The 25,992-nt window shown below is 34.7% G+C and carries 27 protein-coding genes; 24 read left to right on the top strand and 3 right to left on the bottom strand.

Annotated elements, in window-relative coordinates:
• Position 1: 1 nt before the first annotated feature.
• From hflX to ID741_RS13870, 13 genes are all read left to right on the top strand, one after another.
• Positions 2 to 1,246 carry a GTPase HflX gene (hflX, locus tag ID741_RS13930; RefSeq protein WP_438720352.1) on the top strand — a complete coding sequence of 415 codons (1,245 nt, stop codon included), beginning with the start codon at positions 2 to 4 and terminating at the stop codon, positions 1,244 to 1,246.
• The gene (locus tag ID741_RS13925) at positions 1,233 to 2,483 is read left to right on the top strand and encodes an aminotransferase class I/II-fold pyridoxal phosphate-dependent enzyme (RefSeq protein ID WP_438720351.1); all 1,251 of its coding nucleotides are present in this window, start codon (positions 1,233 to 1,235) and stop codon (positions 2,481 to 2,483) included. The genes hflX and ID741_RS13925 overlap by 14 nt, the downstream gene beginning before the upstream one ends.
• Positions 2,484 to 2,614: 131 nt before the next feature.
• A complete protein-coding gene (locus ID741_RS13920; protein ID WP_218324572.1) occupies positions 2,615 to 2,998 on the top strand; it encodes a MerR family transcriptional regulator in 384 nt (127 codons plus the stop codon).
• Positions 2,999 to 3,040: 42 nt separating this feature from the next.
• On the top strand, positions 3,041 to 4,381 hold the full coding sequence (gene glnA, locus ID741_RS13915; RefSeq protein ID WP_218324573.1) for a type I glutamate--ammonia ligase: 1,341 nt from the start codon (positions 3,041 to 3,043) through the stop codon (positions 4,379 to 4,381).
• A gap of 191 nt (positions 4,382 to 4,572) precedes the next feature.
• Positions 4,573 to 4,842 carry an IreB family regulatory phosphoprotein gene (locus ID741_RS13910; protein WP_218324574.1) on the top strand — a complete coding sequence of 90 codons (270 nt, stop codon included), beginning with the start codon at positions 4,573 to 4,575 and terminating at the stop codon, positions 4,840 to 4,842.
• A complete protein-coding gene (gene ruvX / locus ID741_RS13905; protein WP_218324575.1) occupies positions 4,839 to 5,267 on the top strand; it encodes a Holliday junction resolvase RuvX in 429 nt (142 codons plus the stop codon). The genes ID741_RS13910 and ruvX overlap by 4 nt, the downstream gene beginning before the upstream one ends.
• A gap of 16 nt (positions 5,268 to 5,283) precedes the next feature.
• The gene (locus ID741_RS13900; protein WP_438720350.1) at positions 5,284 to 5,604 is read left to right on the top strand and encodes a DUF1292 domain-containing protein; all 321 of its coding nucleotides are present in this window, start codon (positions 5,284 to 5,286) and stop codon (positions 5,602 to 5,604) included.
• Positions 5,605 to 5,759: 155 nt separating this feature from the next.
• Complete coding sequence (locus ID741_RS13895) at positions 5,760 to 5,951, top strand: hypothetical protein (protein ID WP_438720349.1); 192 nt, start codon at positions 5,760 to 5,762, stop codon at positions 5,949 to 5,951.
• 57 nt (positions 5,952 to 6,008) lie between these two features.
• Complete coding sequence (locus tag ID741_RS13890; RefSeq protein ID WP_438720348.1) at positions 6,009 to 6,221, top strand: hypothetical protein; 213 nt, start codon at positions 6,009 to 6,011, stop codon at positions 6,219 to 6,221.
• A gap of 24 nt (positions 6,222 to 6,245) precedes the next feature.
• The gene (locus ID741_RS13885; protein WP_438720347.1) at positions 6,246 to 6,731 is read left to right on the top strand and encodes a DUF3841 domain-containing protein; all 486 of its coding nucleotides are present in this window, start codon (positions 6,246 to 6,248) and stop codon (positions 6,729 to 6,731) included.
• A gap of 857 nt (positions 6,732 to 7,588) precedes the next feature.
• Positions 7,589 to 8,473: a hypothetical protein gene (locus ID741_RS13880; protein ID WP_438720346.1), complete on the top strand. Its 885-nt coding sequence runs from the start codon at positions 7,589 to 7,591 to the stop codon at positions 8,471 to 8,473.
• 99 nt (positions 8,474 to 8,572) lie between these two features.
• On the top strand, positions 8,573 to 8,779 hold the full coding sequence (locus ID741_RS13875; protein WP_438720345.1) for a hypothetical protein: 207 nt from the start codon (positions 8,573 to 8,575) through the stop codon (positions 8,777 to 8,779).
• Positions 8,737 to 9,345, top strand: a complete 609-nt coding sequence (locus ID741_RS13870; RefSeq protein ID WP_438720344.1) for a hypothetical protein — start codon at positions 8,737 to 8,739, stop codon at positions 9,343 to 9,345. The genes ID741_RS13875 and ID741_RS13870 overlap by 43 nt, the downstream gene beginning before the upstream one ends.
• Positions 9,346 to 9,820: 475 nt before the next feature.
• On the opposite strand, the gene pdxA is transcribed toward ID741_RS13870, so the two are convergent.
• From pdxA to ID741_RS13855, 3 genes are read right to left on the bottom strand one after another with little or no spacing between them, the layout of a single operon-like run.
• Positions 9,821 to 10,801 (bottom strand): 4-hydroxythreonine-4-phosphate dehydrogenase PdxA, encoded by a 981-nt coding sequence (pdxA, locus tag ID741_RS13865; protein WP_438720343.1) that lies wholly within the window; start codon positions 10,799 to 10,801, stop codon positions 9,821 to 9,823.
• A 2-nt stretch (positions 10,802 to 10,803) separates the two neighbouring features.
• Positions 10,804 to 12,015 carry a four-carbon acid sugar kinase family protein gene (locus tag ID741_RS13860; RefSeq protein WP_438720342.1) on the bottom strand — a complete coding sequence of 404 codons (1,212 nt, stop codon included), beginning with the start codon at positions 12,013 to 12,015 and terminating at the stop codon, positions 10,804 to 10,806.
• Positions 12,008 to 12,979, bottom strand: coding sequence for a 2-keto-3-deoxygluconate permease (locus ID741_RS13855; RefSeq protein WP_438720341.1), 972 nt, complete (start codon positions 12,977 to 12,979; stop codon positions 12,008 to 12,010). Before ID741_RS13855 ends, ID741_RS13860 begins: the two co-directional genes overlap by 8 nt.
• 177 nt (positions 12,980 to 13,156) lie before the next feature.
• On the opposite strand from ID741_RS13855, the gene ID741_RS13850 reads away from it, so the two are divergent.
• The 11 genes from ID741_RS13850 (at position 13,157) to ID741_RS13800 (ending at position 25,941) form a co-directional block, all read left to right on the top strand.
• A complete protein-coding gene (locus ID741_RS13850; protein WP_438720340.1) occupies positions 13,157 to 14,875 on the top strand; it encodes a PrpR N-terminal domain-containing protein in 1,719 nt (572 codons plus the stop codon).
• Positions 14,876 to 15,185: 310 nt separating this feature from the next.
• Complete coding sequence (locus ID741_RS13845) at positions 15,186 to 16,076, top strand: acetamidase/formamidase family protein (RefSeq protein ID WP_438720339.1); 891 nt, start codon at positions 15,186 to 15,188, stop codon at positions 16,074 to 16,076.
• Between the two features lie 205 nt (positions 16,077 to 16,281).
• Positions 16,282 to 17,211, top strand: a complete 930-nt coding sequence (locus ID741_RS13840) for an ABC transporter permease (RefSeq protein ID WP_438720475.1) — start codon at positions 16,282 to 16,284, stop codon at positions 17,209 to 17,211.
• Positions 17,208 to 18,167: an iron chelate uptake ABC transporter family permease subunit gene (locus ID741_RS13835; RefSeq protein ID WP_438720338.1), complete on the top strand. Its 960-nt coding sequence runs from the start codon at positions 17,208 to 17,210 to the stop codon at positions 18,165 to 18,167. The genes ID741_RS13840 and ID741_RS13835 overlap by 4 nt, the downstream gene beginning before the upstream one ends.
• A complete protein-coding gene (locus tag ID741_RS13830; protein WP_438720337.1) occupies positions 18,164 to 18,919 on the top strand; it encodes an iron ABC transporter ATP-binding protein in 756 nt (251 codons plus the stop codon). Before ID741_RS13835 ends, ID741_RS13830 begins: the two co-directional genes overlap by 4 nt.
• A 23-nt stretch (positions 18,920 to 18,942) precedes the next feature.
• Positions 18,943 to 19,899: a siderophore ABC transporter substrate-binding protein gene (locus ID741_RS13825; protein ID WP_438720336.1), complete on the top strand. Its 957-nt coding sequence runs from the start codon at positions 18,943 to 18,945 to the stop codon at positions 19,897 to 19,899.
• A gap of 140 nt (positions 19,900 to 20,039) precedes the next feature.
• The gene (locus ID741_RS13820; RefSeq protein WP_438720335.1) at positions 20,040 to 20,681 is read left to right on the top strand and encodes a DUF4767 domain-containing protein; all 642 of its coding nucleotides are present in this window, start codon (positions 20,040 to 20,042) and stop codon (positions 20,679 to 20,681) included.
• A gap of 278 nt (positions 20,682 to 20,959) precedes the next feature.
• Entirely contained in the window at positions 20,960 to 22,312 is a 1,353-nt protein-coding gene (locus ID741_RS13815) for an alanine/glycine:cation symporter family protein (RefSeq protein WP_218324583.1), read from the top strand.
• 225 nt (positions 22,313 to 22,537) lie between these two features.
• Complete coding sequence (gene zapA / locus ID741_RS13810; protein WP_218324584.1) at positions 22,538 to 22,963, top strand: cell division protein ZapA; 426 nt, start codon at positions 22,538 to 22,540, stop codon at positions 22,961 to 22,963.
• 12 nt (positions 22,964 to 22,975) lie between these two features.
• Positions 22,976 to 23,524 (top strand): CvpA family protein, encoded by a 549-nt coding sequence (locus tag ID741_RS13805; RefSeq protein ID WP_218324585.1) that lies wholly within the window; start codon positions 22,976 to 22,978, stop codon positions 23,522 to 23,524.
• 53 nt (positions 23,525 to 23,577) lie between these two features.
• Positions 23,578 to 25,941: an endonuclease MutS2 gene (locus ID741_RS13800; RefSeq protein ID WP_438720334.1), complete on the top strand. Its 2,364-nt coding sequence runs from the start codon at positions 23,578 to 23,580 to the stop codon at positions 25,939 to 25,941.
• The last annotated feature ends 51 nt before the right edge of the window (positions 25,942 to 25,992 follow it).

Below are 25,992 nucleotides of genomic sequence, written 5' to 3'. Positions count from 1 at the left end.
ATTGTCAGAACGCGTAATTCTAGTTGGTGTAGAAACAGATGATACAACATCCAATTTTTTAGAATCCATGCACGAATTGGCCGGATTAACTAAAACGGCCCATGGTGAAATTGTGTATTCATTGACCCAAAAACGTCAAAAAGTAGACCGCCAAACAATTATCGGTAAAGGAAAAATGGCTGAACTGCAACAATTAGTAGAAGCTCATGAAGCTGATTTAGTTATTTTTAACCATGCTTTATCTCCTCGCCAAGCAGAGACAATTGAAGGTATTGTAGGTGTGCCGGTAATTGATCGTATTCAATTAATATTAGATATTTTTGCCCAAAGAGCTCGTTCAAAAGAAGGCAAATTGCAAGTCGAGTTGGCGCAATTAAATTATTTATTTCATCGATTAACTGGTCAAGGGCAAAGTTTATCTCGTTTAGGTGGTGGGATTGGTACTCGTGGACCTGGAGAAACCAAATTGGAAACAGATCGCCGACATATTCGCCGACGAATTTCTGCTATTAAAAAAGATTTAAAAGAAGTGGAAGCCCATCGTGAACGTTCTCGTCAAAAAAGAAACGATTCAACTGTCTTTCAAATTGGTTTAATAGGTTATACTAATGCCGGTAAATCAACGATCTTTAATTTACTTACGAGCGCTGATACTTATTCACAAGATCAATTATTTGCCACTTTAGATCCTTTGACTAAACGTTGGTCATTACCGCAAGGAATGCAAACAACGGTAACTGATACTGTTGGATTCATTCAAGATTTACCAACACAATTAGTGGATGCCTTTCATTCAACTTTAGAAGAAAGCCGTGGAATGGATTTATTATTACATGTGGTGGATGCTAGTGCTGAGGACCGTCAGCAGCAAGAACAGACGGTTTTAGATTTGTTGAAAGAGTTGGAGATGGAAGATATTTCCACACTGACTGTTTACAATAAAGCCGATAAAATCAATCCGATTCAATTTGCACCAACCCTATTTCCTAATACACTTATTTCAGCTAAATCCTCTAAAGGAAAAGAACAGCTGTCAGAAAGTATTAGAAAAGAAATAATGGAAATTTTGAGCCCATATTTGCTAAGTATTTCAGCTAGTGAGGGACAATTATTAAGCACAATTAAACGAGAAACATTGGTTTTAGCGGAAGACTTTGACGAGTCTAGTGAAACCTATCAAATTCGTGGTTTTGCGAAAGAAAATTCTCAATGGATAAGGAGAATGGGTGACAATGTGGCAGAATAATTTTCCAGATGAATTAAAAAATAAGATTGAACAAGTGGACCAACAAATTGAACTTCGCCTAAAAGAAGTAAAAGATATTGCTTTAACAAATCAGCAAAAAGTTTTAACAGCTTTTCGTGAACAACGGGTTTCAGAGACCCATTTTTTACCTTCAACTGGTTATGGTAACGATGATTTAGGTCGCGATGTATTAGAAGCAGTCTATGCCCAAGTTTTTGGTGCAGAGGCTGCTTTAGTTCGTCCACAAATTGTTTCTGGTACCCATGCAATTGCAACAGCTTTGTATGGAAATCTACGCCCTGGAGATGGACTTTTATATATTACAGGGACTCCTTACGATACTTTGTTGGAAGTGTTAGGTGAAACTGGTAATGGCGTAGGCTCTTTTAAAGAATATAATATTGGCTATGATGCAGTTGATTTATTACCAGATGGATCAGTTGATTTTACAGGAATAAAAAATAAATTAACTGAAAGTACTAAGATTGTTGCTATTCAAAGATCTCGCGGGTATGCTATGCGCGCTTCTTTTACGATTGAAAAAATCAAAGAAATGTGTGATTTCATTAGACAGATCGCACCACAAGTGTTTATTTTTGTCGATAATTGTTATGGTGAATTTGCTGAGCTAACTGAACCGACTGAAGTAGGTGCGGATATAATAGCTGGCTCCTTGATTAAAAATCCAGGTGGCGGCATTGCAAAAACGGGTGGCTATATTGTTGGGCGAGAAGATTTGGTAGAAAAAGCTGCTATCCGCCTAACAACTCCAGGAGTAGGTGCTGAAGGTGGAGCCATGCTGGGAAATGTCTATGATATGTTATACGGATTCTTTTTGGCCCCTCATGTAGTCAGCCAAGCTATTAGCGGTGCAATTTATTCGGCTGCAATTTTAGCTGAACATGATTTGAATTCTGCACCTAAATGGTATGAACCTCGCACCGATCTAATTCAGCTCATTGACTTTAGAGATAAGGAAAAGATGGTTGCTTTTGCGCAAGCGATACAAAAATTCTCACCAATTGATGCGTATGTTGCGCCTATTCCTTCATACATGGCTGGTTACGAAGATGACATAATAATGGCGGCTGGAACTTTTATTCAGGGTGCCAGCATTGAGTTAAGTGCTGATGGTCCATTGCGAGAACCTTATTCCTTATATTTACAAGGTGGCTTGACCTTTGAACATGTTAAAATCGCTGTTTCCAATGCAATTAATGAAGTTTTTTACCGGTAATAGTTAAATTAAAAATCCCTCATTTCCGAACAATTTATTTTTAATGTAAGGAAATCTAACATTTTGGGTTGACAACCGGTCTAACGCTTTGGTATTCTATTTTCAACATCAAGAGGCAAGGAGGATAAGTCATGCGGGAAAAGGAATTACGTAGATCTTTAGCTGTTTTTCCAATTGGTACAGTTATGAAACTAACTGATTTAACGGCGCGACAAATTAGATATTACGAAGAACAAGAACTGATTCATCCTGAACGTAGCGATGGGAACCGTAGGATGTATTCTTTAAACGACATTGATGTGTTACTAGAGATTAAAGATTATCTATCAGACGGATTAAATATGGCAGGGATTAAACGAGTTTATCAAATGCGTCAAGATGAAGCCAAAGCTGCTAAAGATAAACCACCGTTAACTGATAAAGATGTTCGCCGAATTTTTTATGATGAAATGATGACCCAAAGTGGTTTAAACCAACAACAACATCCATACCAATCACAAGGTCCACGGCTGTAGTGATTGTGGAAATAAAAAAATGAAGTGCAAGGAAGGGATACTATGCCAAAAAGAGATTTAACTGTTGAAGATATCAAACGAATCGTTGAAGAAGAAAATGTTCGATTTTTACGTTTAATGTTTACAGACATTATGGGAACAATTAAAAATGTCGAGGTTCCTGTGAGTCAATTAGAAAAAGTATTAAGTAACAAAATGATGTTTGATGGTTCATCTATCGAAGGTTTTGTTCGAATCGAAGAAAGCGATATGTACTTATACCCAGATTTGACAACTTGGATGATCTTCCCTTGGGAAAGCGATCATGGCAAAGTAGCTCGTTTAATCTGTGATATCTATAGTCCAGATGGCAATCCATTTCCAGGGGATCCTCGTGGAAACTTAAAACGTGCCTTATCTAAGATGAAAGATTATGGTTTCACTGCATTTAACTTAGGACCAGAGCCAGAATTTTTCTTATTTAAAGTTGATGAAAATGGCGATCCGACATTAGACTTAAATGACAAAGGTGGCTATTTTGATTTTGCTCCTACTGACCTTGGTGAAAACTGCCGTCGGGATATTGTTTTAGAATTAGAACATTTAGGATTTGAAGTGGAAGCTTCTCACCATGAAGTGGCACCAGGTCAACACGAAATTGATTTTAAATACGCTGATGCGATTGAAGCATGTGACGACATTCAGACTTTCAAATTAGTAGTTAAAACAATTGCTCGTAAACACGGTTTGCATGCAACCTTTATGCCAAAACCTTTATACGGAATCAACGGTTCAGGAATGCATTGTAATATGTCTTTATTTAATGATGAAGGTAATGTCTTCTATGATGAAGATGGTCCAATGCAATTAAGTGAAACAGCTTATCAATTTTTAGCAGGTTTATTGAAACATGCACGCGCCTATACAGCTGTATGTAACCCAACAGTTAACTCTTACAAACGTTTAGTACCAGGATTTGAAGCGCCAGTTTATGTGGCTTGGAGTGGACGCAATCGTTCTCCATTAATCCGCGTACCAGAATCTCGTGGTTTATCTACTCGTCTAGAATTACGTTCAGTTGATCCTTCTGCTAATCCGTATTTAGTAATGGCAACATTATTAGAAGCAGGGTTAGATGGTATTGATAATAAATTAACACCGCCAGCAGCCGTTGATCGTAATATTTATGTGATGAGCGAAGAAGAGCGTAAAGAAGCACAAATCTATGACTTGCCTTCTACTATTCACAATGCGATTAAAGCTATGCGTGAAGATCAAGTAATTGTGGATGCATTAGGCTCACATATTTACTCTAACTTTGTCGAAGCGAAGAAATTAGAATGGGCGGCCTTCCGTCAAACAGTTTCTGAATGGGAACGTGAGCAATATTTAGAGTTGTATTAATCAACACAACAACAACCTCTGGTGATCTTTTACCAGAGGTTTTTTAATGGAGTTTTGTAACAAATTTCTCAATTAGTTTAAAATTTAATTTTTTCTTTCTTTAAAAAGTATCATGGCTTTCAACCTTGTGGTAAGTTTGTTATACTTTTTAAGTAGAATAAAATAAGTGAATGATAAAGAGGTGTGTACTGATGGGATATACAGATGAAACAGTTCGTTTTGATTTTGACGACAATCGAAAAAAAGAAATCAGTGAAACGTTAGCTATTGTGTATAATGCATTGGCTGAAAAAGGTTACAATCCAATTAATCAAATTGTAGGATATTTATTATCAGGTGATCCTGCTTATATTCCCCGTTACCATGATGCTAGAAATTTAATTCGTCGTCATGAACGTGATGAAGTAATGGAAGTTTTAGTTAAATATTATTTAGAAGATCATGGTATTGAACTTCGATGAGAATTATGGGATTAGATGTCGGATCGAAAACCGTTGGAATTGCAGTCAGTGATCCATTTGGTTGGACGGCACAAGGGGTAGAAATTATCCGCATTAACGAAGACGATGAGGAATTTGGTTTTGATCGTTTATCGGAGCTTGTTAAGGAGTATCAGGTGACTAAATTTGTCGTGGGATTACCCAAAAACATGAACAATACTATTGGGCCGAGAGCTGAAGCTTCGATGGCCTATGGCGACAAGATTAAAGAACTTTTCAATTTACCTGTTGATTATCAAGATGAGCGACTGACAACGGTTCAAGCTGAACGCATGTTAGTTGAACAAGCTGATACGACCCGGGCTAAAAGAAAAAAGGTCATTGATAAAGTAGCAGCAGTGATGATCTTACAAAATTATCTCGACCGAACAGGAAACAAATTTTAAGAAAAGAGGAATTTAGATGGCACACGAACACAAACATGACCACGACCACGATCACGACCATAGTCATGAACACGAAATGATTACTTTGGTGGATGATGAAGGAAATGAAACATTATACGAAATTCTTTTAACTATTGATGGTCAAGAAGAATTCAAAAAAAATTATGTTTTACTTTATCCGGCAGGTGTCCCTGAAGATGAAGATGTAGAATTACAAGCTTATGCTTATCTTGAAAATGAAGATGGTAGCGAAGGTGAATTGTTACAAATTGAAACTGATGAAGAATGGAATATGATTGAAGAAGTTTTCAATACTTTCATGTCTGAAGAAGAATAGAACTGAAATGATAGCTGAATTCTTGATGTATAAGGGTTCAGCTCTTTTGTGTTTTGATTTGAATACGAGATTGAATACAGTCTGTCAGAAATTTAGGTGATTGGTCAATTTCTCAATGGTTTTTTCCTTGGTTTCTTTTGTTAAATGAGCAAACTTTGCGTTTAAAAGCAGATGAAATTTCACATGAACAAGGTGGAAATTGGAGGATTAATTCTGACAACGCTAAGAGCATGCGAGAATTAATCAAGCGCATGAACAGCTATTTCGAAGAAGAAAAATCTTTTCATCATGAAACAACTTTGTCCGATAGTGTGCACGGTTTTGAACGGCGTTTAGAGCAAGCGTAAAATCTAGGATACGAAACCACGCTAATTTATATCTATCTGGTGGAGGTGGATTTTGCGATGGATCGAGTAGATCAGCGTGTAAAAAAAGGCGGACATGGTATTCCAGAAGACGTGATTCGAAAATGCTACGTGCAGTCTATGAAAAATTTTACGCAGATTTATTCTCGATTTGACAACGTTATGGTATTAAACAATTCTGACTTATATACCTTGATGTATCGAAAAAAAGATAATTCGGTGTGGTTTGATTTCTTACTAGATATAAAATGAGACGTTCTAATTGAAGGAGATTTGATGAAAGCATACACGATACAGCTGAGAGATTTTTTGAAACATACTGATAAAGATGGTTTTATTATTCCGCAAAGATTAGAAAGAGACTTGTCCATTTTTACCGATAATCCCAGTGCTTTAGGCGCGCTCGAATGGATGAAAAAACAATATGTTAGGAGAATCCAATTGCCATTGGATCGAGATTTTATCTGGCTTTGGCAAGATGTCTATCACTTGAATTATGCACGCAAAGATAGCTTTACTGATTTTAATCGTTATTCGTTCTTCACTTTCGAGGTTCCTGCTAGGGCATTCAAAGAAAACATTCTTTGGTCTGATTTTATTGATTGGCATGCACCATTAAACCACATTTGGGGAGAAGATAGAGAAGAAATCAATGAGTTTGAGCGAATCTTTGACCTCCCTAAACATCCGCGACAAGGCACTGTGCAGGGTGTTACGACACGGTTGCATAAAGATTGGATCAAACGAATTACACAAAAATAATTGAGGTATCAAATAAATAGTATATCTATGTATGCTGACATAAAAAAGGAAGTTAAAAGAATATTAAAAGTAGAAGAACAATACTATAAAGAAATAGAAAATAGAAACCAGTAATTAACACAGTTATCAAGCTAAAGAAAAAGTTCTCTTTATGTTTGCTAGTCGGGGATCATGTAGCAAATATTAAGTTAATAGGAAAAATTGAAATTGTTGAAAGGAAAGAAGTTGATGAAATATTAATAAGCAAGTTGTTGAATATTTATATTATCCAAAAAAAGGAAGAATGGAAAATATCGAAGAAATCTTTCTGAGAGTGTTGTCACCATATATTAGTGATTCCATCTTAAGATTTCAGGAGCAGGAAAAAAATTATGAATTTAGCTTTGACATAAAGAACTATAATGATTCGTTACACGTAATATTTCAGTATAATAAGACTGGTAAGATAGGAATAAAAGAGGTACATATATTTCAAATTTTCCTAGCTAAGGTCAATATTGAAGCAAGTAAATCAAAATTAAACTAACTACGCTTTTAGATACAAATGCGTTGTTTTTTTCGAAAAAACTATTACCGTATTTGCATAGTTACGAATGGGCATTAAGAAAATTAATCTATTTATTAGCTCCGGCATATTTTTCTGATAACTGGGCAGAGGAATCAATTCAAATGAAATTATTTCGTCAATAAAAAGAAAACAGATACAAGCAACAGGAAAGTTCGACTCAAAGAATCTTTTACAATGGATAGATTTATATGACTTTGAAGAATATCTCTTTGGAGAAAATTATATTTTAGTTACCCAAGAAAATGAAGAGAATATTGTAAGATATAAAGAAATATCTCAGGATCAATTATTGAAGTTATTTCAAGATAACAGTCACACTATACCTGATTCATATTCTTTGTGGAGTGAAGTATTTAGTAAATATATGGATGTTAAGCTAGAAGAAATTCAAAAGGACATGAGTTTAATCAGAGAAGGTAGAAATATTGTAAGCCATAACAAAGAAATAGAAATGGCTTTATACCAAGAATTAATAAAGAAATTGAAGAGATATACAAATCAACTAGAGAAAGCTTTGCAAAAAATATTGGCTGGAGATATTGCTGGTGAAGATCTTAGTGATATGTCAGATGATTTTGAAGGATATATTGGAAATTATTTTAGTAATGTCGATTTAGCAGGTATTACTAAATTGTCAGAATCTCTATCAGCAATGAAAGTATTAAATACAGATTCCATGAAAAGGTCGATGGAGTCAATAGGTCAAACATTATCAGTCCAGCAAGAAATTATGCAGAACTTTGATGCTGAAGGTATCAGAAGGGCAACAGAGGGAATAAATCAATCTCTACAATCAATAAAAATATTAAATACAGATTCCATGAAAAGGTCGATGGAGTCAATAGGTCAAACACTATCAATTCAACAAGAAATCATGCAAAACTTTGATACTGAAGGTATCAGAAGGGCAACAGAGGGAATGAATCGATCTCTACAATCAATAAAAATATTAAATACAGATTCCATGAAGAGGTCGATAGAGTCAATAGGTCAAACATTATCAGTTCAGCGAGCAATCATGCAAAATTTTGATACTGAAGGTATCAGAAGAGCAACAGAGGGAATAAATCAATCTCTACAATCAATGAAAATATTAAATACAGATTCCATGAAACGATCGATGGAGTCAATTGGTAAAATTTCATCAACAAACCAAGTATTGAAGTCAAATTAAATAAAACAGGACCGATGGCAATCATGTTACCACACGAAATGCTATCATTTGTACCAAGTATTGGATTTAGAGCAATTATTATAGAGAGGATGAGATAAAATGGTTCAAGGACTTTTTGGTGGAGGGACTTCTTATGAAGGTCAATCGATTTCGGATATTAAGGAAGACGTCAATAATTGGAAGATATATACAGAAAATGTAAAATCACAGATTGTTGAAAAAAAAGAGGCGTTAATTAAGAATGGTTTTTGGAATAAAATACCATGGAATTTTCAACAACTATTAATGAATCAATCTTCTGTTTAGTAACATTTCTTAGTGATTTTCAGATAGTTGAAACAGCTTTTGAGAAAAATCTTATTTCTGAGAGAGAGATAAAACTTCTAAGGAAAATTGGTAAAAATTCTGTGCAATTTAACCATAGTTACGGAAAATACTTTAATGAAGAGTACGAATGGCGCGACTATGGAAATCCAGAATTTGAAATCGTTGAATCAATTTACCAACAGGGGAGAGATTTTTTTGTGACGTTACAAGATGCAAGTAATGCAGCAGGGCGACTGGAGGACTATATGAGTAACAATTCAATATCTAATAAAGTAAATATATTTGGAAATAGTTACAACACTAATATACAGCAAGGCCACAATAATAATATGAGTGTTTCTACTAATGATATGTCGGAATTATTATCAAAACTTGATTTGCTTATGGAGGATTTGAATGATTTCTTACCTGAAAAAGAGGTAGACGAGGCTCAGGAGTATATTGAAACCATTAAAGATGAAGTTATTAAAGAAAAGCCTAAAAAAACTATGCTGAAGTTTGCGGTAGATAGTCTAAAAAAAATTAAATGGGTACAGAATTCTTAGCTTCTGTTGCAACAATAGCTCAACTTGTTGCTCTACTGCTATAAGTGCATAATGAGGTGTTCTTCAATCAACCGACTTGCCAAGTTGTGGTAATGGTTTGAGATAATGAAAGCTTTGTATTCTATAGAGATTAATTCATCTGAATGAATGCTTTTTTTGGATATAGCTTATTAATCAGTAGTGTTATAATATTTATAAGTCGTTTGATTAACTAGGTCTTACGATTTCGTATCAAAAGCACGCCACGCAACTTGAATACCTTTTTGAATACAATCAACTTCTCAATCTATCATAGTTATTCACTAAAACTCTGAATTAATAACTATCTATAACTATCAATCGATGACACAACTTCATGTCTGAAGAAGAATAAAAGGAAATAGCGAAAAGGAGAAACCTGTTTATTGTGTTTCTCCTTTTTTTGAATGAAAATACTATAGATATTTTTTTTATGAAATAGTTAACATTTTTTCAATTAAATATTCTCACTAAAACGAGTAGCCAGTTTAATAGCTTCTAGCATCGAACTTTCATTTGCAATTCCTTTACCAGCAATATCAAAGGCAGTTCCGTGATCAACAGAAGCACGGATAATTGGCAATCCTAATGTAACATTAACACCTTCATCAAATGCTAACAATTTCATTGGGATATGTCCTTGATCGTGATACATTGCTACTACAATGTCGTATTCTCCTTTGGTTGCTTTTAAGAAGACTGTGTCTGGTGGGACAGGTCCAGTAACGTTGATTCCTTCACTCTGCTTTGCACAAATTGCCGGTTCAATCTCATCAATTTCCTCGTGTCCAAATAATCCTGCTTCACCGCTATGAGGATTTAAACCAGCAACAGCAATTCGAGGTTCGCTTATGCCTAATTTTTGTAAAGCATCAGAGGCTAAATCGATGCATTCTTCAACACGATCTTTTTTAACTAGTTTACATGCTTTACTCAAAGGCACATGAGTAGAAACGTGAACAACACTTAATAAATTGCTCCACAACATCATCGTGTATTTTTCAGTGTGCGTTAAATGTGCAAAAATTTCAGTATGTCCGTCAAAATTATGTCCCCCTAAGTGAAGTGCTTCCTTGTTTAAAGGTGCAGTAACAACTGGACCGATTTTTCCAGCTAATGATAATTTGATGGCAGTTTCTAGATATTGATAAGCGGCATCTCCCGATGTAGGGTTAACCTCACCAATCGGAGTATCGGCTAAAGTTAAATCTACAACATTGAATAAATTGATGGCTCCGTCTTTAAAATCTGTTACATCATGAATGATATTTAACTCTTTATCTACTGATAATTTTTTCATATAGTAGGCGATAATTTCTTCACTGCCGAAGATAATGCTATTCATTAAATTTGTCTCGTTAGCAATCAATGCTTTAACTGATATTTCTGGCCCAACGCCGGCAGGGTCACCAATGGTTATTCCAACTAATTTTTTCATCTTTAAACCTTCTTATTTTTTAGATTTTCAATGCTTTGCTGGATTGTTTCAGGTTGGCCGAACGCACCAGCTTTAGTGACTATTTGTAAACCATCCCATAAACCTCCGACTAATCGACTTTTTACAACTCCAGTGTCAACTTCTTCAATAATTTTACAGCCATTACCGCCGAGCTGATGAATAATTTCGATAGCTGTATCCCCACCTGTAAGAAAAATTCCAGCGATGTTCGTGTTTTCCAATGTTTTTTTTGTGATACTAGCTAGACGTGCTTTAATAAGATTACTGATTTCTTTTTTATCAGTTATACCTAGTGATTCAAATAACTTAACAGTCTCTAAGTAATCGGTTTTTTTTCTTGTTACTGTTAAAATGACGTCTTGTTTGGTTTCTAAAAGAGATAAGACTTTTTTTGTATATCTGTCGTTGACATCTTCTTGTAGTAGATCGTTGATTTCTAATGAAACCACTTTAGTTCCTTGGGTTTCAGCTACTGTCATCTGTTGTAAACTGACTTCACTGATGCTACCAACAACTGAAAGGACAGGTTGATCTTCGACTGTAAATAAGCTTTCAGCAAGGCCCGCTGATCCAACAAAAAGTATTTTTTCATTTTGCTTTTTTAATGCTTTTGATAGTATGTTTAGCTGCTGATCTGTTTCGATATTAAAAATATGAATATACGAATCAGTTAAAATTAAATCTGATGAAAGTTCGTTTAATTGATATTCTTTGATATTAGACGTAACTTTTTTAACAAGTTCGACTAAATTATCTGTCCAAATAGGATTGAGTGGATCATTAGCTATTTCAGTTTCCATCAACGGATAGCCATTTAGATAATGACGACCATTAATTGTTTGACGTGAAATCTTAGGAAAAGCCGGAGCGAAAACAACTTTATCCGGTTGATAGACATCGATGACTGCTTGCAATTCCTCAGAGATATTACCTCGCAAAGTGGAATCAATTTTTTTATAAACTAAATCGAAGTTGTCTTTTTTTAGAATTTTTTCAGTCATTGAACGAACTTTTCTGTAAGCTTCTTTAGCAGGTATGGTACGGGATTCAGTGTCTAAAACAATTGAATTTTCATGGCTAACCTTTGATGGGAAAAGCAATACTTCAGTTTCGATATTGTTTTTCCTTAACTGGACACCCGTATCATTTGCCCCAGTAAAATCATCGGCGATAATCAGATATTTTTTATTCACTTGTAATAACCTCTTTTCTAGTTAGGCCTTTTCTTTTTTTCTCATAGCGGTCTAAAAAACTGACCAGAACAGGACACAATAATGCAGTAACTATAATTGCAGCAGCAACCTGAGCAGTAGCTTGGGAAGCAACTTCAGCCAAACTAGGATCAATTGCTGCCACAGCTGCAGGTGTACCAATTGCATTTCCTGCTGTAGCACCAACTGCTGCACCTACTTGTGGGAATTTAAATTTCAATACTCTGAAGACGAAATAACCTGCAAAACCCGTAATCAAAGTACACAAAACTCCCAGTAAAATTCCTGAAGCACCTGCAGTAATTAATTGACCAAAGTTTAGACTTGCACCTAAAGGAAAAGCAAAGAAAGGAATCAAAACCGCAGTACCAGGTGCTAAAAAATCACGAATATCTTCATCAAGATTTCCCAGAATGAAACCAACTAAAATCGGTAGAACAGCTGCTAATAATGCTGAAAGTGGAATCTGAGCTAAACCAGTTGCACCAAAGGCAATCATTGTGAAGAAAGGGCCATCACTTAAAGCAATAATAGATGTTGCACCGACATCGGTTGAATCTCCGTATTCTCCAGCTAAAGCAGCGTATAAACCACCATTTTTATTTGTTAATGAAGAAATAATTGCTAACGGACTAATTCCCAAAACACCAGCTATACCGAAAAAGTGATTGACTAAAATTCCTAATAAAGCGCCAATAGTTACTTTTACTATTAATAATACAACACCTTTGTAAACAGAAACACCCGCTTGTTTGATATTGATTTGCGCACCACTACAAAATAAAAAGGCACCTAATAAAGCAGTTGCACCAGTTTTAAATAATGCCTCAGTAAACCCACCTAGAGCAAAAATACTTGGAAACAGCGTATTTGTTAAGGCGCCCAATAATAAGGGGACTACCATCATGCCACCAGGAATTTTTTTAACCGTTGCTAATATTTTCATTATTACTTCCTCCAAAATTTTATTCAACGAATTCGTAAGTTCATAATAAAACGCTTTCTATAAATCAACAATCTTGTGAAAAGGCTTTATTGTATCTCTTTGAAACGTTTTCTTTTGTTTAAAATTAGTTTATAATTTAATTAGAAAAAATGTTTCAAAATAAAACGGAGGAAAGTCATGAGAATATTAGCAATTGCTCCATATGAAAATTTAAAACAGCGAATTGATACTTTAAGTAGCCAATATCCTGAGCTGGAAGTAGATACATATGTTGGGGATTTGCATGATGGTGTCAAAATCGTGGAGAAGTTGGGAAAAAGTTATGATTTAATTTTGTCTCGTGGAGGAACAGCGCAACAAATTAAAAAAAATACTCATCTTCCAGTAATTGAAATTGAAATATCAATTTTAGATATTTTAAGAACTATTAAGTTGGTTGAAAACTATACGCAACGTTACGCATTCATCGGTTTCTCCAATATTACAAAGCAAGTACAAATTTTGGCTGAAATTTTGGAGAAATCATTAGATATTATTACAATTGAACATCGGGATGAATTGCCTGAAATCTTTAAAACTTTAATGACAAATGATTATACATTGGTAATCGGTGATAAGGTTACTACAACATATGCGGCTGAAGTTAATTTAAATTCTATTTTATTAGAATCTGGCACTGAGAGTATCACGTCTGCATTAGATTTAACAGTGACTTTAGGGAAAAGTCTAGCTTGTGAGCAACAAAAAAATCAAGACCTTCAACTGGCGCAAAAATATCTAGGATTTTCCCTAGTGATTCTTGGTCGGCAGTTACAGATAAAAAGTATAGAGACATTAGAAAATCGGCAAAAAATATGTACGTTAGTGACTAACGTAGTAAAAAGAGAAAAACTACTAGAAGAACGGCCCGTCACTTTTTTTCAAAAATACTATGGTAAGCTCTATCGCATCACTTTGGCGATGTCAAAAACAGAAATTATTGCTTCAGTTAACGAAGTTCAAATATCAGAATCGACAGGAGCAATTCGTTTGATTTCCGAAAATGATTCCATTAAAAATAGTTCGGTCTTTATTGGCGACACGCAGAAAATGGTTTCGGAAGGAATCAATAGTGGTTTGAATATTTTACTGAAGGGTGAGGTTGGCACAGGTAAAAATCAATTGATGCAAGTTATTGTGAGGAAATTAAAATATGAAAATAATTGGATGATTCAATTAGATCAATTAAGTGAAGAGGAATGGATCTGGCTACTTGAGTCAGAAGAATCAGTGTTTTTAAATGATCAGACTTTAATTCTTTTAAGCGGTATAGAATCATTGTCAAAAAGTAAATTGCACCAATTATTGATTTTTATTCAAGAAACAGATTACATCAATCATTTATGGATTGGTTGTTATTCAACAAAAAAAGAAAATAACAATCTTGAGGTGATTAAAAAAGAGCATCTTTTTTATCAAATTGATCTGTCTCCTTTAAGAAAACGTCTAGACGAATTAAGTTCGATTACCAGTTTGTACCTTTATGAATTTAATACCGTACTGAACAAAAATGTACTGGGATTTGTACCAGCAGCATTTGCACGCATGCAACAATTTTCTTGGCCAGAGAACTTAAAGCAATTACGAAAAGTATGCCGAGAATTAGTTATTTATAGTAACAGTTCAATGATTTCTGAAAAAATGGTAATAGAAGCTTTGGCAAAAGAAAAACAGAGCATTATTCTTGAAGAAAGTAGCAAAAAAACTTTAATTGAATCACTCGAAGATTTAACCTTAAATGAAATACAAAAACGTATCATTGAAGAAATGCTTTATAAAAATCATGGAAATAAGACAAAAACTGCTGAAACTCTCGGAATTGGCCGGAGTACATTGTGGCGTATGTTGAAGGATTGATGAGTAGAAAAAATAATAAAGTGTCCTCAAGATATTCATTAATTGAAAGGTTAAATTTTTTACGTAATACAAATTTAAGCGGTTAATAAAAAAAGCTAAATAGATATTAACTTTCGATGTCTTCACATACAATGAAACTATGATGGCTACAAAATATAAATTTAATATTCATGAAATGATTTTCATACTAAAAAATAGCATTATTTCAAATAGTAATCGAGGCAGTAACAAATAAACAGTGCTCTTTTTATACCTTTTCCTATTTTTAATTAATGATAATATTATAAAAAAATAGGAAGGTGGCAATGAAATGAACTTTGTTAAAAAAGAAAACTGTATTTATGCAATGGATAAAAATAATCAACCGGTTTTAACTGTTAAAGATGGGGAAGAAATTACTTTTGAAACCTATGATTGTTTTACTAATCAAATTTCTGATGAAACTAGTTCCTATCAAGGAGTGGACTGGAACAAGATTAATCCAGCTACGGGTCCAGTTTTTGTGGAAGGTGCTGAACCTGGTGATACATTAAAAATTTCAATAAAAAAAATTGCGATTAAAGGAAATGCGACACTTTTTACCGGCCCAGATCTAGGTGTTATGGGAGATGAGTTGGAAGAAAACGTCATTCGGGTCTTAGATATTAAAGAAAATAAAGTTCAGCTGACTGATGAGATTGAGATTCCATTAAATAAGATGATTGGAGTGATTGGGACAGCTCCAAAAGGTGCACCAATTTCTTGTGGGACTCCTGACGCTCATGGGGGGAATATGGATTGTACAGAAATTAGTGAAGGTGCTGAATTATATTTACCAGTTAATATAGCGGGTGCCTTACTAGCACTGGGAGATTGTCATGCAGCGATGGGTGATGGTGAAGTATCTGGTTGTGGTGCAGAAATTCCTAGCGAGGTTACTGTTTCTGTTTCTGTTATTAAAAATAAAAAATGGCCCTTACCTTTTTTGATTAGAAACGGAAAAATCAGCACGATTTCTTCAAAGCTAACAGTTGACGAAGCTACTATTGCTGCAACAAAAAATATGGTCCAGCTTGTAGAAAATTATACAGAATTATCGACTGGAGAGGCGATACACTTATTAACGTTAGCAGGAAACTTAAAAATTTGCCAAATTGTCGATCCCAATAAAACTGTCAGAATGGAATTACCCTTGTCTTATTTGAAAAAATGGATAGATTAAAAATATGTCAATATTTATAATAATTTTGATAAAAAAAGAAAGAGTTGAGTGCTCTTTCTTTTTTTTATGTCTTTCACTAAATTATTTTTTGATAAAACTAAAAAAAACTTGCTTTAATGCTAAATTTTTTTTAAACTAATCATTAGGAATGAAAATCATTCTCAATTAAAAAATAGAAAGGTATAGTAATGAAAAAATTTACATTATTTTTTTTTTAATTTTACTTGTTGCTCTTTCTTTTTTTGTTGGGGTGAATGATCTGACTGTGAATGGTTTATTGGAAAATGTTGGCCAACAGCGGTTATTATTTATGACTACTCGGTTACCTCGAACAGTTAGTTTAGTTTTAGCAGGTGCGACAATGAGTATTTGCGGACTAGTGATGCAACATTTAACGCAAAACAAGTTTGTCTCGCCTACAACAGCAGGAACCATGGACAGTGCACGTCTTGGGATTGTTTTTGTGATGTTGGTTTTGCCAAGTGCCTCAACTTTGACACGAGGTTTTGTGGCATTCATTTTTGCATTATTAGGAACGCTAGCGTTCTTATTTCTATCACGTTATCTGCCTGGAAAAAGCCAGATGATGTTGCCCTTAGTTGGCGTGATGTTTGGTAATATTGTTGGCTCAGTGGCGACTTTTTTTGCTTACCAGTATCAATTAGTACAAAATATGTCTTCTTGGTTACAAGGAAATTTTGCAACGGTCACACGAGGAAGTTACGAATTACTTTATTTAACCGTTCCAATTTTTATTGTGATTTATGCTTTTGCCTATCGGTTTACAATTATCGGTCTGGGGGAAGATTTAGCCAAAAACTTAGGTTTGAATTATCAAGTAACTCAATTTTTTGGTATTTTTTTGGTAGCGATTGCGAGTGCTGTAACTTTGATAATGGTTGGAACGGTTCCTTTTTTAGGAGTCGTCGTGCCAAATATCGTTGCCATGATTTATGGTGATCATATGAAAGATACATTAGGTTTAACAGCAATTGCTGGGAGTATTTTTTTAATTTCTTGTGATATTTTATCACGGATAATTATTGCACCATATGAAATACCAGTTAGTGTGATTGTCGGAGTTATCGGCAGTGTCCTCTTTATCTTTTTACTATTAAGGAGGCAGCGGCTATGAAAAAACAGTTTTTATTTAGGCTTTCGTTTTTAGCAGTGTTTGCCGTTTTATTGTGTTTTTTATATTTAACGTATCAGACCCATGGCAATTTAAATTTTGCTTTACAAATTCGAGGTCGAAAATTAATCGCTTTTATTTTAGTCTCGATTGCAGTTAGCTTTGCGACGGTTACCTTTCAGACAATGACGCAAAATCATTTTTTAACTCCTAATATTTTAGGTTACGATTCTTTATACGTCGTCATTCAAACTTTACTATTTTTCTTTATTGGTGGTGTGACCATGCTGTCGCAGGAGACATTGAGTATGTTTTTTGCCAATATATTATTGATGACGTTGGTCAGTCTTTTGCTGAGTAAATTTTTGTTAAAGCGAAGTCAAAATAATTTATTTCTATTGCTAATGATCGGTATGATTTTAGGAACACTTTTTAGTAGCTTGAGCACTTTTCTACAAGTATTAATGGATCCTAATGAATATGATTTACTGCAAGGTCGCCTGTTTGCTAGTTTTGGGAACATTAATGGAAATCATTTAATTTGGGCAACGGTTATTATTGTTTTAGGAGCGGCTCTCTTGATGAAATTATCACCTTATTTAGATGTTTTACATTTAGGAAATGATCAAGCGACTAATTTAGGAATTCAGGTTTCTCGTTTTCAAACGCTATTATTTGCTTTAATCAGTTTGCTAACGGGAACAGCTACGGCTTTAGTTGGACCAATTACCTTTTTAGGATTTATTGCGGCAAATATTAGCTATCAATTGACCAAAACCTATTTACATCGTTGGTTATTTTTAACGAGTACCTTAATTGGTATTATTCTGCTCGTAGGAGGACAATTTTTAGTTGAACAAGTTTTTGCTTTAAATGCAACTTTAAGTGTTGTGATCGAATTTGTTGGTGGCATTTATTTTGTTGGAAAAATTGTCCATGAAAGGAAGAAGACAGCATGATTGAAATTCATAATGTATCAAAACACTACGGAGAAAAACGTGTTGTTGCTGAAGTACAGTTACCAGTCAGTCAAAAAAAATTAACTGCGTTTATTGGTCCTAATGGTGCTGGAAAAAGCACCTTGCTTTCAATGGTCAGTCGATTAATTCCTCACGATACAGGAGAAATATATTTAGATCATAATGAAGTGAAAACTTGGAAATCTAAAGAGTTAGCAAAAAAATTAGCTATATTAAAGCAAAGTAATGGGATTGGTTTAAAAATAACGGTTCGCGAATTAGTGAATTTCGGTCGTTTTCCTTATAGCAAAGGTCGATTATCAAAAAAAGATCATGCGTTAGTGGAGGATGCTTTAGAAAATTTAGGTTTGTCTGATTTAGCTGAAGAAATGATTGATACATTATCTGGTGGACAACTTCAACGAGCTTATATTGCAATGGTTTTGGCGCAAGATACAGACTATATTTTATTAGATGAACCTTTGAATAATTTGGATATGAATTATGCGGTTCAAATGATGCAAACATTACGCCATTTAGTTGATAAATTAGGTAAAACGATTTTGATTGTATTACACGATATTAATTTCGCGGCTAGTTACGCTGATGAAATTGTAGCGATGAAAAAAGGTCAGATTTTTGCTCGAGGAGAAACAGAAAATATGATCAAAAAAGAAGTATTAAATCCCTTATATGATATGAATATAAAAATTTGCGAAATTGAAGGAAAAAGATTTTGCATGTACTTTTAAACAAGTAGAGGAGAGAAATATTAATGAAGAAATTTTTAATGAGTTTAGGTTTGGTAGCTACATTATTTACGATCGCGGCCTGTGGATCAGGCGCGAGCGATACAGTTGACTCTTCAAAAAAAGCAACAGAACAATCTTCGAGTCAGACAATGAAAGTAACTGATGCGAATGGTACGGTGGAGGTGCCATTAAACCCAGAGAAAGTTGTCGTTTTCGACATGGGTTCGTTAGATACAATCGATGCATTAGGTAAAGGAGATACTGTTATTGGGGCTGCAGTTGATAGCTTGCCAGAATATCTTAATAAGTATGCAGATGTAGCCTCGGCAGGTGGCATCAAAGAACCTGATGTGGAAGCAATTAATGGGATGTCTCCAGATTTAATTATTATCTCCGGTCGGCAGGCTGATTATTACGATCAATTGAGCCAAATTGCACCAACAATTTATTTAGAAGTTGATTATACTGACACATGGGCGTCTATTCAAAAAAATGTAAAGACTCTAGGCAAAATTTTTGATGAAACCCAAGAAGCAGAAAAACAATTAGATGAGTTACAAACAGAAATCACTTCAGTTAGTGATCAGGCTAAGTCTAGTGGTGAGAAAGCATTAGTTGTTTTAATCAATGAAGGAGAACTTTCGGCTTATGGTGATGGTTCTCGGTTCGGGATTGTCCATGATACTTTTGGCTTCCAACAAGCAGATGATAAGATTGAAGCTTCTACTCATGGTCAAAATGTTTCTTATGAATATGTACTAGAAACCAATCCAGATGTTTTGTTTGTCATTGATCGAACAAAAGCGATTGGCGGAGATACTACTAATGATGACCTTGCTAGTAATGAACTAATTCAACAAACCAATGCTGGTAAAAATAATAAAGTAATTGAACTAGATCCTGAAGTTTGGTACTTAAGTGGTGGCGGATTAGAATCACTGCAAAGAATGCTAGATGATGTAAAAAAAGCATTTGAGTAATTCGATAAGAACATAAATGATGTGAGGATACGCTAAGATAATGATCTTGGTGTATCCTTATTTGTTTTCAAGTAGATTTGGCTACCTTTCCTAATTTAATTTTGGTAAGCTTGATTTGTATGTAATTTGGGAGGGAAATAATGAAAAAAATTATTGTTGGTTTGATGTTATCAGTAAGTTTGTTAGGTTTAAGTGCTTGTAGAAAAACTGCTACGACGCAAAATGATGAGATACAGAAGCAAGAAACTTTTACAACAAGTAGTAATAGTAGTGAGGCGAAGAAAGTCATTGAGAAATCTTCCAGTTCGACATCAGCTACAAATTCAGAAGAACCTGAGAATAATGTAACAAAAAACATCTGGGATAGTGAAAAAGCAGATGCACTACGTTTATTTATAGTTAACTGGAGTGCGACTATGGGACAGTCTTATCAAGAATATCAACCGCAAAACAATGTTAATTTTTATGGTTTACAACTACCAGATGACGTACTGGAAAATACCCAAAAACAACCGATGGCAGTAGATAATCAAATCGTATCAGCAGAATGGTCAGGAAACGGTGAATCAGCTGCTGAATATAGTATAGTTGCAGTATACTCAGACGCTGATACCGCTGCTTTTGCTGCAAAACATGTATATTTCTTTGCTATTCATAATAATGATCCAGTCGTTTTAACTTCCATGCAAAATCAAGGAATGCCTGATGGTGCCTTCCATTTTAGTCAAACTGAGAATCAAGAGTTAAAAAATGGCTTTCAAAACATTGTTAATCCGTCTTGATAAAGAGAAGTAATTAAAAAATCAAAATTCGAGAATCGTTATGGTAAAAAATCTGGATGCTTTAACAGGATTCTCTATGTAGAATAGTTAGATCAATTATTATTAATAGTACTATTTCTGCAATTTAGTTTAGACATCCTGCACATAAAGCGTGCAGGATTTTTTTGCGTTAAAATAAAAAATATTTATGTAAAATGGAATATTTTTTTGCTTTTTCATGCTTGATACACTGAAATTATGATACAATTTTACTAATTAAAATTGAAAGGTTGGGAAAAATGGAGATTATTAATGGGATTCGAGATTTTTTGTGGGACTACATTATTATCGCACTGTTATGTTTTGCTGGTATATTCTTTTCAATTCAGACACGTTTCATTCAATTTAGAAAGTTAAAAGAAAGCTTTAAATTAACTTTCGGAAATATTTCTTTTAAAGGAACTAAGGCTGGCGATGAGGGAATGACTTCATTTCAATCGTTAATGACGTCGATTGCGGCTCAAATTGGGACTGGTAATTTGGCTGGTGTTGCTACAGCAATGGTTATGGGTGGGCCTGGTTCGGTTTTTTGGATGTGGATTAGTGCAATTTTAGGAATGGCAATTATTTATTCAGAAGCAACTCTTTCACAAATGTACCGAACTAAAAAAGGAAATGAAGTTGTTGGTGGACCAGTTTATTACATCAGAGCAGCTTTTAAAGGGACCTTAGGAAAAGTTGTTGCTGTTATTTTCTCAATATTCTTAATTTTAGCACTGGGATTTATGGGGAATATGGTACAAGCAAATTCAGTTGGTCAAGCAATGGAGGCCGCTTTTGGCATTCATCCACTAATTACCGGAGTCATTTTAGGACTAGCTAGTCTTTATGTATTTATTGGTGGAACAGAACGTGTTGCGGCTGTTACAGAAAAAATTGTACCAATCATGGCGGTATTTTTCGCAATTGTCTCAATGTTTGTAGTGATTGTAAACTTTAGAGGCATTCCAGAAGCTTTACGAGATGTTTTCGTTGGTGCTTTTAAACCAGAAGCTGTTTTAGGTGGTATCCTCGGGGTGGGTGTTAAAGAAAGTGTACGCTTTGGGATCGCACGGGGGCTCTTCACTCACGAAGCAGGAATGGGGTCCACTCCTCATGCTCATGCCTTGGCTAAAGTTTCACATCCTTCCAAACAAGGATTAGTTGCAATGATGGGAGTTTTTATTGATACAATCATTTTATTACCGATGACTGTATTTGTTATCCTAACTACTAATTCGCTTGGAATAATGCAGCATGGTGAATTTTTGGATGGTATTGAATTAACCCAATATGCTTATTCTCAAACTTTAGGTAATCTAGGGTATCCATTTATTGCAATTTGTGTCACTTTGTTTGCTTATGCAACATTGATTGGCTGGTATTTCTTTGGAGAAGTAAATATCAAGTACTTATTCGGAAAAAAAGCAGTACCGATTTATGCTGTATTAGTCGCGATTTTTATTGCCATCGGTAGTTCATTAAAAGTTGAATTTGTGTGGAGTATGGCAGACTTATTTAATGGATTAATGATTATTCCTAATATTTTAGCAATCTTAGCATTGTATAAATCAATTAAGAAAACAACGCAAGAATATGATTTAATGGATTAAAAAAATACCAGTAGAAAGTGAACATGTACTGACCCCAAAAAATTAGATCTTTGGTTTAATTTTTTGGGGTCACTTCAACAATTCCTTTTGCTGGTGTATTTTTTTATGTAAAAACAGTCGTTCATTTTCAAATTGCTATCTAATTTTTTCAAAATTGTACAAGTAGCCTTTTTTATCATATAATAAGTAGGTATTTTTAGCATATTTCCTATGGAGGGAAGTCAGATGACTCAAAACAGATATAAAGCCACTGTAGACGGTCAAGATTATACGATCATTGGTCAAGAAAGCAAACAACATATGGATATGGTGACCGCTTTAGTGAATGAACAATTGAACGAAATTAAGCAGCTTTCACCTGGAATTTCTACAGAAAAAGCCGCTATTTTATTGGCGATTAACGCAATGAGCGATCAACTTGTCAAACAAGAAGAAAATTTAAAGCTACAAAAAAGGTATACCGCTAAGGAACAAGAAGCTGCTCATAATTTAGAGCGAATAAAAAAAATCGAAGCAGTTGAAGCGGAGGCCAAAGAGATTTTACGGCAACAAGGAAAAGACGAAACCGGTATTCGGAACCATGTGGATGCACAAGATGTTGTCAATAAAAATCGTCAACGGGAGATTCAAAAACGTGCAGCAGATAAGTAAGCGAGGTCGTATATGTTAACTTTTATCATTTTATTCGCCTTTTTATTGGCTATTTATACCGGTTATCGCCGAGGAACTGCTTATCAATTAGTATTTTCGATTGGCTATTTGATTTCTTTTATTGTTGCGCGTCAGCTATATCAAAATTTAGGATCAAAGTTTGAATTGTATGTGCCGTATCCTTCAGTGACAGAAAATTCTCAAATGGTTTATTATACAGTTGAAGAGGCTTTTCGATTAGATCAAGCTTTTTATGCTGGTTTTGCTTTTCTGCTAATCTTGGGGATTGGTTGGTTATTGACACATTTTGTTGGGATTTTTTTCCGCAATTTATTATTTAAGAAATTATTACCTCGTTATGATTCATTAGTTTCAATGATTTTACAAATCATTAATTGCTATGTTGCGATTTTTTTAATTTTGAAACTGATGACCTTCGTACCAATGGGATTTGTGCAAAATCTCATCGAACAAAGTTGGTATGGTAAAATGATTATTGAACATTCTTTGATTTTGAGCCGTTTATTTGACACTTTGTGGGTTACGAATATTATAGGGTAAGGAAAAACCGAGACCAACTGGTTTCGGTTTATTTTATGTAAGAAGGTGAAATAATGAATGAACGTATATTAAAAACATTAGAATTTGAACAAGTGAAAAATCAAATTCAACAATATTTAACAACAGAACAAGGGACAGAGAATTTACGTCAACTTACGCCTTCTAGCGATAAGGAACGAGTAGCAAGTTGGCTGGCCGAAACAGCAGATGGATTAAAAGTTCAACGTCTTCGCGGTGGTATCCCAGTTCCAAAACTAAATAATATCGCACCACATATGAAACGAATTGAAATTGGCGCTAATTTAAATGGGTTAGAATTAGCCGAAGTATCACGAGTTTTATCGACCACTAGTGAAGTGGTTCGTTTTGTCGAAGATTTGCATGATAGTGAATTAGAATTTGAACGATTGTATTTTTGGCATGACCAATTAGTTACTTTACCTGAATTAAGTGGGCAGTTAAGACGTTCTGTTGAAGCGGATGGTTCGATCCGTGATGAAGCTTCAGCTGAGTTACGGACAATTCGCAGTCAGATCCGCCGCAGTGAACAAAATATTCGTGAACAATTAGATGGTTTAATTCGTGGTAAAAATGCGAAATATTTAAGTGATGCTATTGTAACGATGCGTAACGATCGCTATGTGATTCCGGTTAAACAAGAGTATCGTGGTGTTTTTGGTGGTGTTGTACATGATCAAAGTGCTTCTGGTCAAACATTATTTATGGAGCCAAAGCAAATTGTCGAATTAAATAATCGTCTACGCCAACAACAAATTGCTGAACGAAATGAAATTGAAAGGATTCTCGCTGAACTTTCTGCTAGTTTAGTACCATACCGTAAAGATATTTTACATAATGCGTATGTTCTAGGACAATTCGACTTAATGAATGCGAAAGCCCGTTTTGGAAAAGAATTAAAAGCTATTGTTCCAGCAATCAATGATGAAAATCAGGTCTTCTTCAAGCAAGCGCGTCATCCTTTAATTGATCAAGAAATGGTCGTTGCTAATGATATTATGATTGGGGAAGATTACCAGGCGATAGTTATTACTGGACCAAATACAGGTGGTAAAACAATTACTTTAAAAACTTTAGGTTTGCTGCAACTAATGGGACAAACCGGATTTCCATTACCTGTAGATGAAGATAGCCAAATGGGTATTTTCTCAGAAGTTTTTGCAGACATCGGTGATGAACAAAGTATTGAACAAAGCTTATCTACTTTTTCATCTCATATGGCCAATATCGTGAATATTTTAGACAAATTTGATGAACATTCCTTGGTTTTATTCGATGAATTAGGTGCCGGAACCGACCCGCAAGAAGGAGCAGCGCTAGCAATTGCTATTTTAGATGCTGTTGGTGCGAAATCGGCTTATGTAATGGCGACAACGCATTATCCTGAATTAAAAATTTATGGTTATAATCGTCCAAACACAATTAATGCCAGCATGGAATTTGATGTAGATACATTGAGTCCAACTTATCGTTTACTGATTGGTGTACCAGGACGGAGTAATGCCTTTGAAATTTCTCGCCGTTTAGGTTTGGCTAATCAGATTATTGACAGTGCCAAACAAATTATTGATGAAGAAAGTCAAGATTTGAATGAGATGATTTCTGATTTAGAAAATCAACGTAAAGCGACGGAAACAGAATATTTGGAAGTTCGGTATTACGTGGAGGAGTCCGAAAAGCTTTATCGTGATTTAAAAAATGCTTATAGCTATTTCTTTGATGAACGAGAAAAAGAAATGGAAAATGCCCGTCAAAAGGCCAATAAAATTGTAAATGAAGCAGAAGAACAATCTGAAAAAATTATTAAAGAAATTCGCCAAATGCAGTTAAGCGGTGGGCAAGGAAATATCAAAGAGCACGAATTAATCGATGCGAAAAGTCAGTTGACCAACTTGAAACAAGCTGAACAGCTGAAAAAAAATAAAGTATTGCAAAAAGCCAAAGCCAAGAAACAATTCAAGGCTGGTGACGAAGTAATCGTCGAAACTTATGGCCAACGAGGGACACTGATTGATAAAGTCTCTAATAAAGATTGGCAAGTTCAAATCGGTATTTTGAAAATGACTATTTCAGAAGATGATATGACGCAAGTAGCCCCTTTGGAAGAGCCAAAAGCCCGCCAAGTTTCTGGTGTAAAACGGGGAAATACTGCTGGCGTAAAAATGGAATTAGATTTACGTGGTAAACGATATGAAGAAGCTTTAGCAGAAGTCGACCAATATATTGATGCAGCTTTATTAGCCGGTTATGCTCAGGTCAGAATTATTCATGGCAAAGGAACTGGCGCGTTACGTCAAGGAATTACAGACTATTTGAAAAATAATCGTCAAGTCAAAAGTTTTGAGTTTGCACCAGCAAATCAAGGTGGAAATGGTGCAACTGTGGTCACTTTTAAATAGTTTACAGTTGTAAGCAGAAAAATTTGCAGGAGAAAAACATCGTGCTATAAT

Source organism: Enterococcus sp. AZ103 (assembly GCF_051714685.1).
Lineage (GTDB): Bacteria > Bacillota > Bacilli > Lactobacillales > Enterococcaceae > Enterococcus_A > Enterococcus_A alishanensis.
The sequence above is the reverse complement of the archived record's forward strand: the minus strand, read 5'-3'. Positions and strand labels throughout refer to the sequence as shown.

What these genes read in the sequence shown, in the direction of transcription:
- ID741_RS13925 (WP_438720351.1), top strand. Translation starts at nt 1,233, where the DNA reads ATGTGGCAGAATAATTTTCCAGATGAATTAAAAAATAAGATTGAACAA.
- ID741_RS13920 (WP_218324572.1), top strand. Translation starts at nt 2,615, where the DNA reads ATGCGGGAAAAGGAATTACGTAGATCTTTAGCTGTTTTTCCAATTGGT.
- glnA (WP_218324573.1), top strand. Translation starts at nt 3,041, where the DNA reads ATGCCAAAAAGAGATTTAACTGTTGAAGATATCAAACGAATCGTTGAA.
- ID741_RS13910 (WP_218324574.1), top strand. Translation starts at nt 4,573, where the DNA reads ATGGGATATACAGATGAAACAGTTCGTTTTGATTTTGACGACAATCGA.
- ruvX (WP_218324575.1), top strand. Translation starts at nt 4,839, where the DNA reads ATGAGAATTATGGGATTAGATGTCGGATCGAAAACCGTTGGAATTGCA.
- ID741_RS13900 (WP_438720350.1), top strand. Translation starts at nt 5,284, where the DNA reads ATGGCACACGAACACAAACATGACCACGACCACGATCACGACCATAGT.
- ID741_RS13890 (WP_438720348.1), top strand. Translation starts at nt 6,009, where the DNA reads ATGGATCGAGTAGATCAGCGTGTAAAAAAAGGCGGACATGGTATTCCA.
- ID741_RS13885 (WP_438720347.1), top strand. Translation starts at nt 6,246, where the DNA reads ATGAAAGCATACACGATACAGCTGAGAGATTTTTTGAAACATACTGAT.
- ID741_RS13875 (WP_438720345.1), top strand. Translation starts at nt 8,573, where the DNA reads ATGGTTCAAGGACTTTTTGGTGGAGGGACTTCTTATGAAGGTCAATCG.
- ID741_RS13870 (WP_438720344.1), top strand. Translation starts at nt 8,737, where the DNA reads ATGGAATTTTCAACAACTATTAATGAATCAATCTTCTGTTTAGTAACA.
- pdxA (WP_438720343.1), bottom strand. Translation starts at nt 10,801, where the DNA reads ATGAAAAAATTAGTTGGAATAACCATTGGTGACCCTGCCGGCGTTGGG.
- ID741_RS13855 (WP_438720341.1), bottom strand. Translation starts at nt 12,979, where the DNA reads ATGAAAATATTAGCAACGGTTAAAAAAATTCCTGGTGGCATGATGGTA.
- ID741_RS13850 (WP_438720340.1), top strand. Translation starts at nt 13,157, where the DNA reads ATGAGAATATTAGCAATTGCTCCATATGAAAATTTAAAACAGCGAATT.
- ID741_RS13845 (WP_438720339.1), top strand. Translation starts at nt 15,186, where the DNA reads ATGAACTTTGTTAAAAAAGAAAACTGTATTTATGCAATGGATAAAAAT.
- ID741_RS13835 (WP_438720338.1), top strand. Translation starts at nt 17,208, where the DNA reads ATGAAAAAACAGTTTTTATTTAGGCTTTCGTTTTTAGCAGTGTTTGCC.
- ID741_RS13830 (WP_438720337.1), top strand. Translation starts at nt 18,164, where the DNA reads ATGATTGAAATTCATAATGTATCAAAACACTACGGAGAAAAACGTGTT.
- ID741_RS13825 (WP_438720336.1), top strand. Translation starts at nt 18,943, where the DNA reads ATGAAGAAATTTTTAATGAGTTTAGGTTTGGTAGCTACATTATTTACG.
- ID741_RS13820 (WP_438720335.1), top strand. Translation starts at nt 20,040, where the DNA reads ATGAAAAAAATTATTGTTGGTTTGATGTTATCAGTAAGTTTGTTAGGT.
- ID741_RS13815 (WP_218324583.1), top strand. Translation starts at nt 20,960, where the DNA reads ATGGAGATTATTAATGGGATTCGAGATTTTTTGTGGGACTACATTATT.
- zapA (WP_218324584.1), top strand. Translation starts at nt 22,538, where the DNA reads ATGACTCAAAACAGATATAAAGCCACTGTAGACGGTCAAGATTATACG.
- ID741_RS13805 (WP_218324585.1), top strand. Translation starts at nt 22,976, where the DNA reads ATGTTAACTTTTATCATTTTATTCGCCTTTTTATTGGCTATTTATACC.
- ID741_RS13800 (WP_438720334.1), top strand. Translation starts at nt 23,578, where the DNA reads ATGAATGAACGTATATTAAAAACATTAGAATTTGAACAAGTGAAAAAT.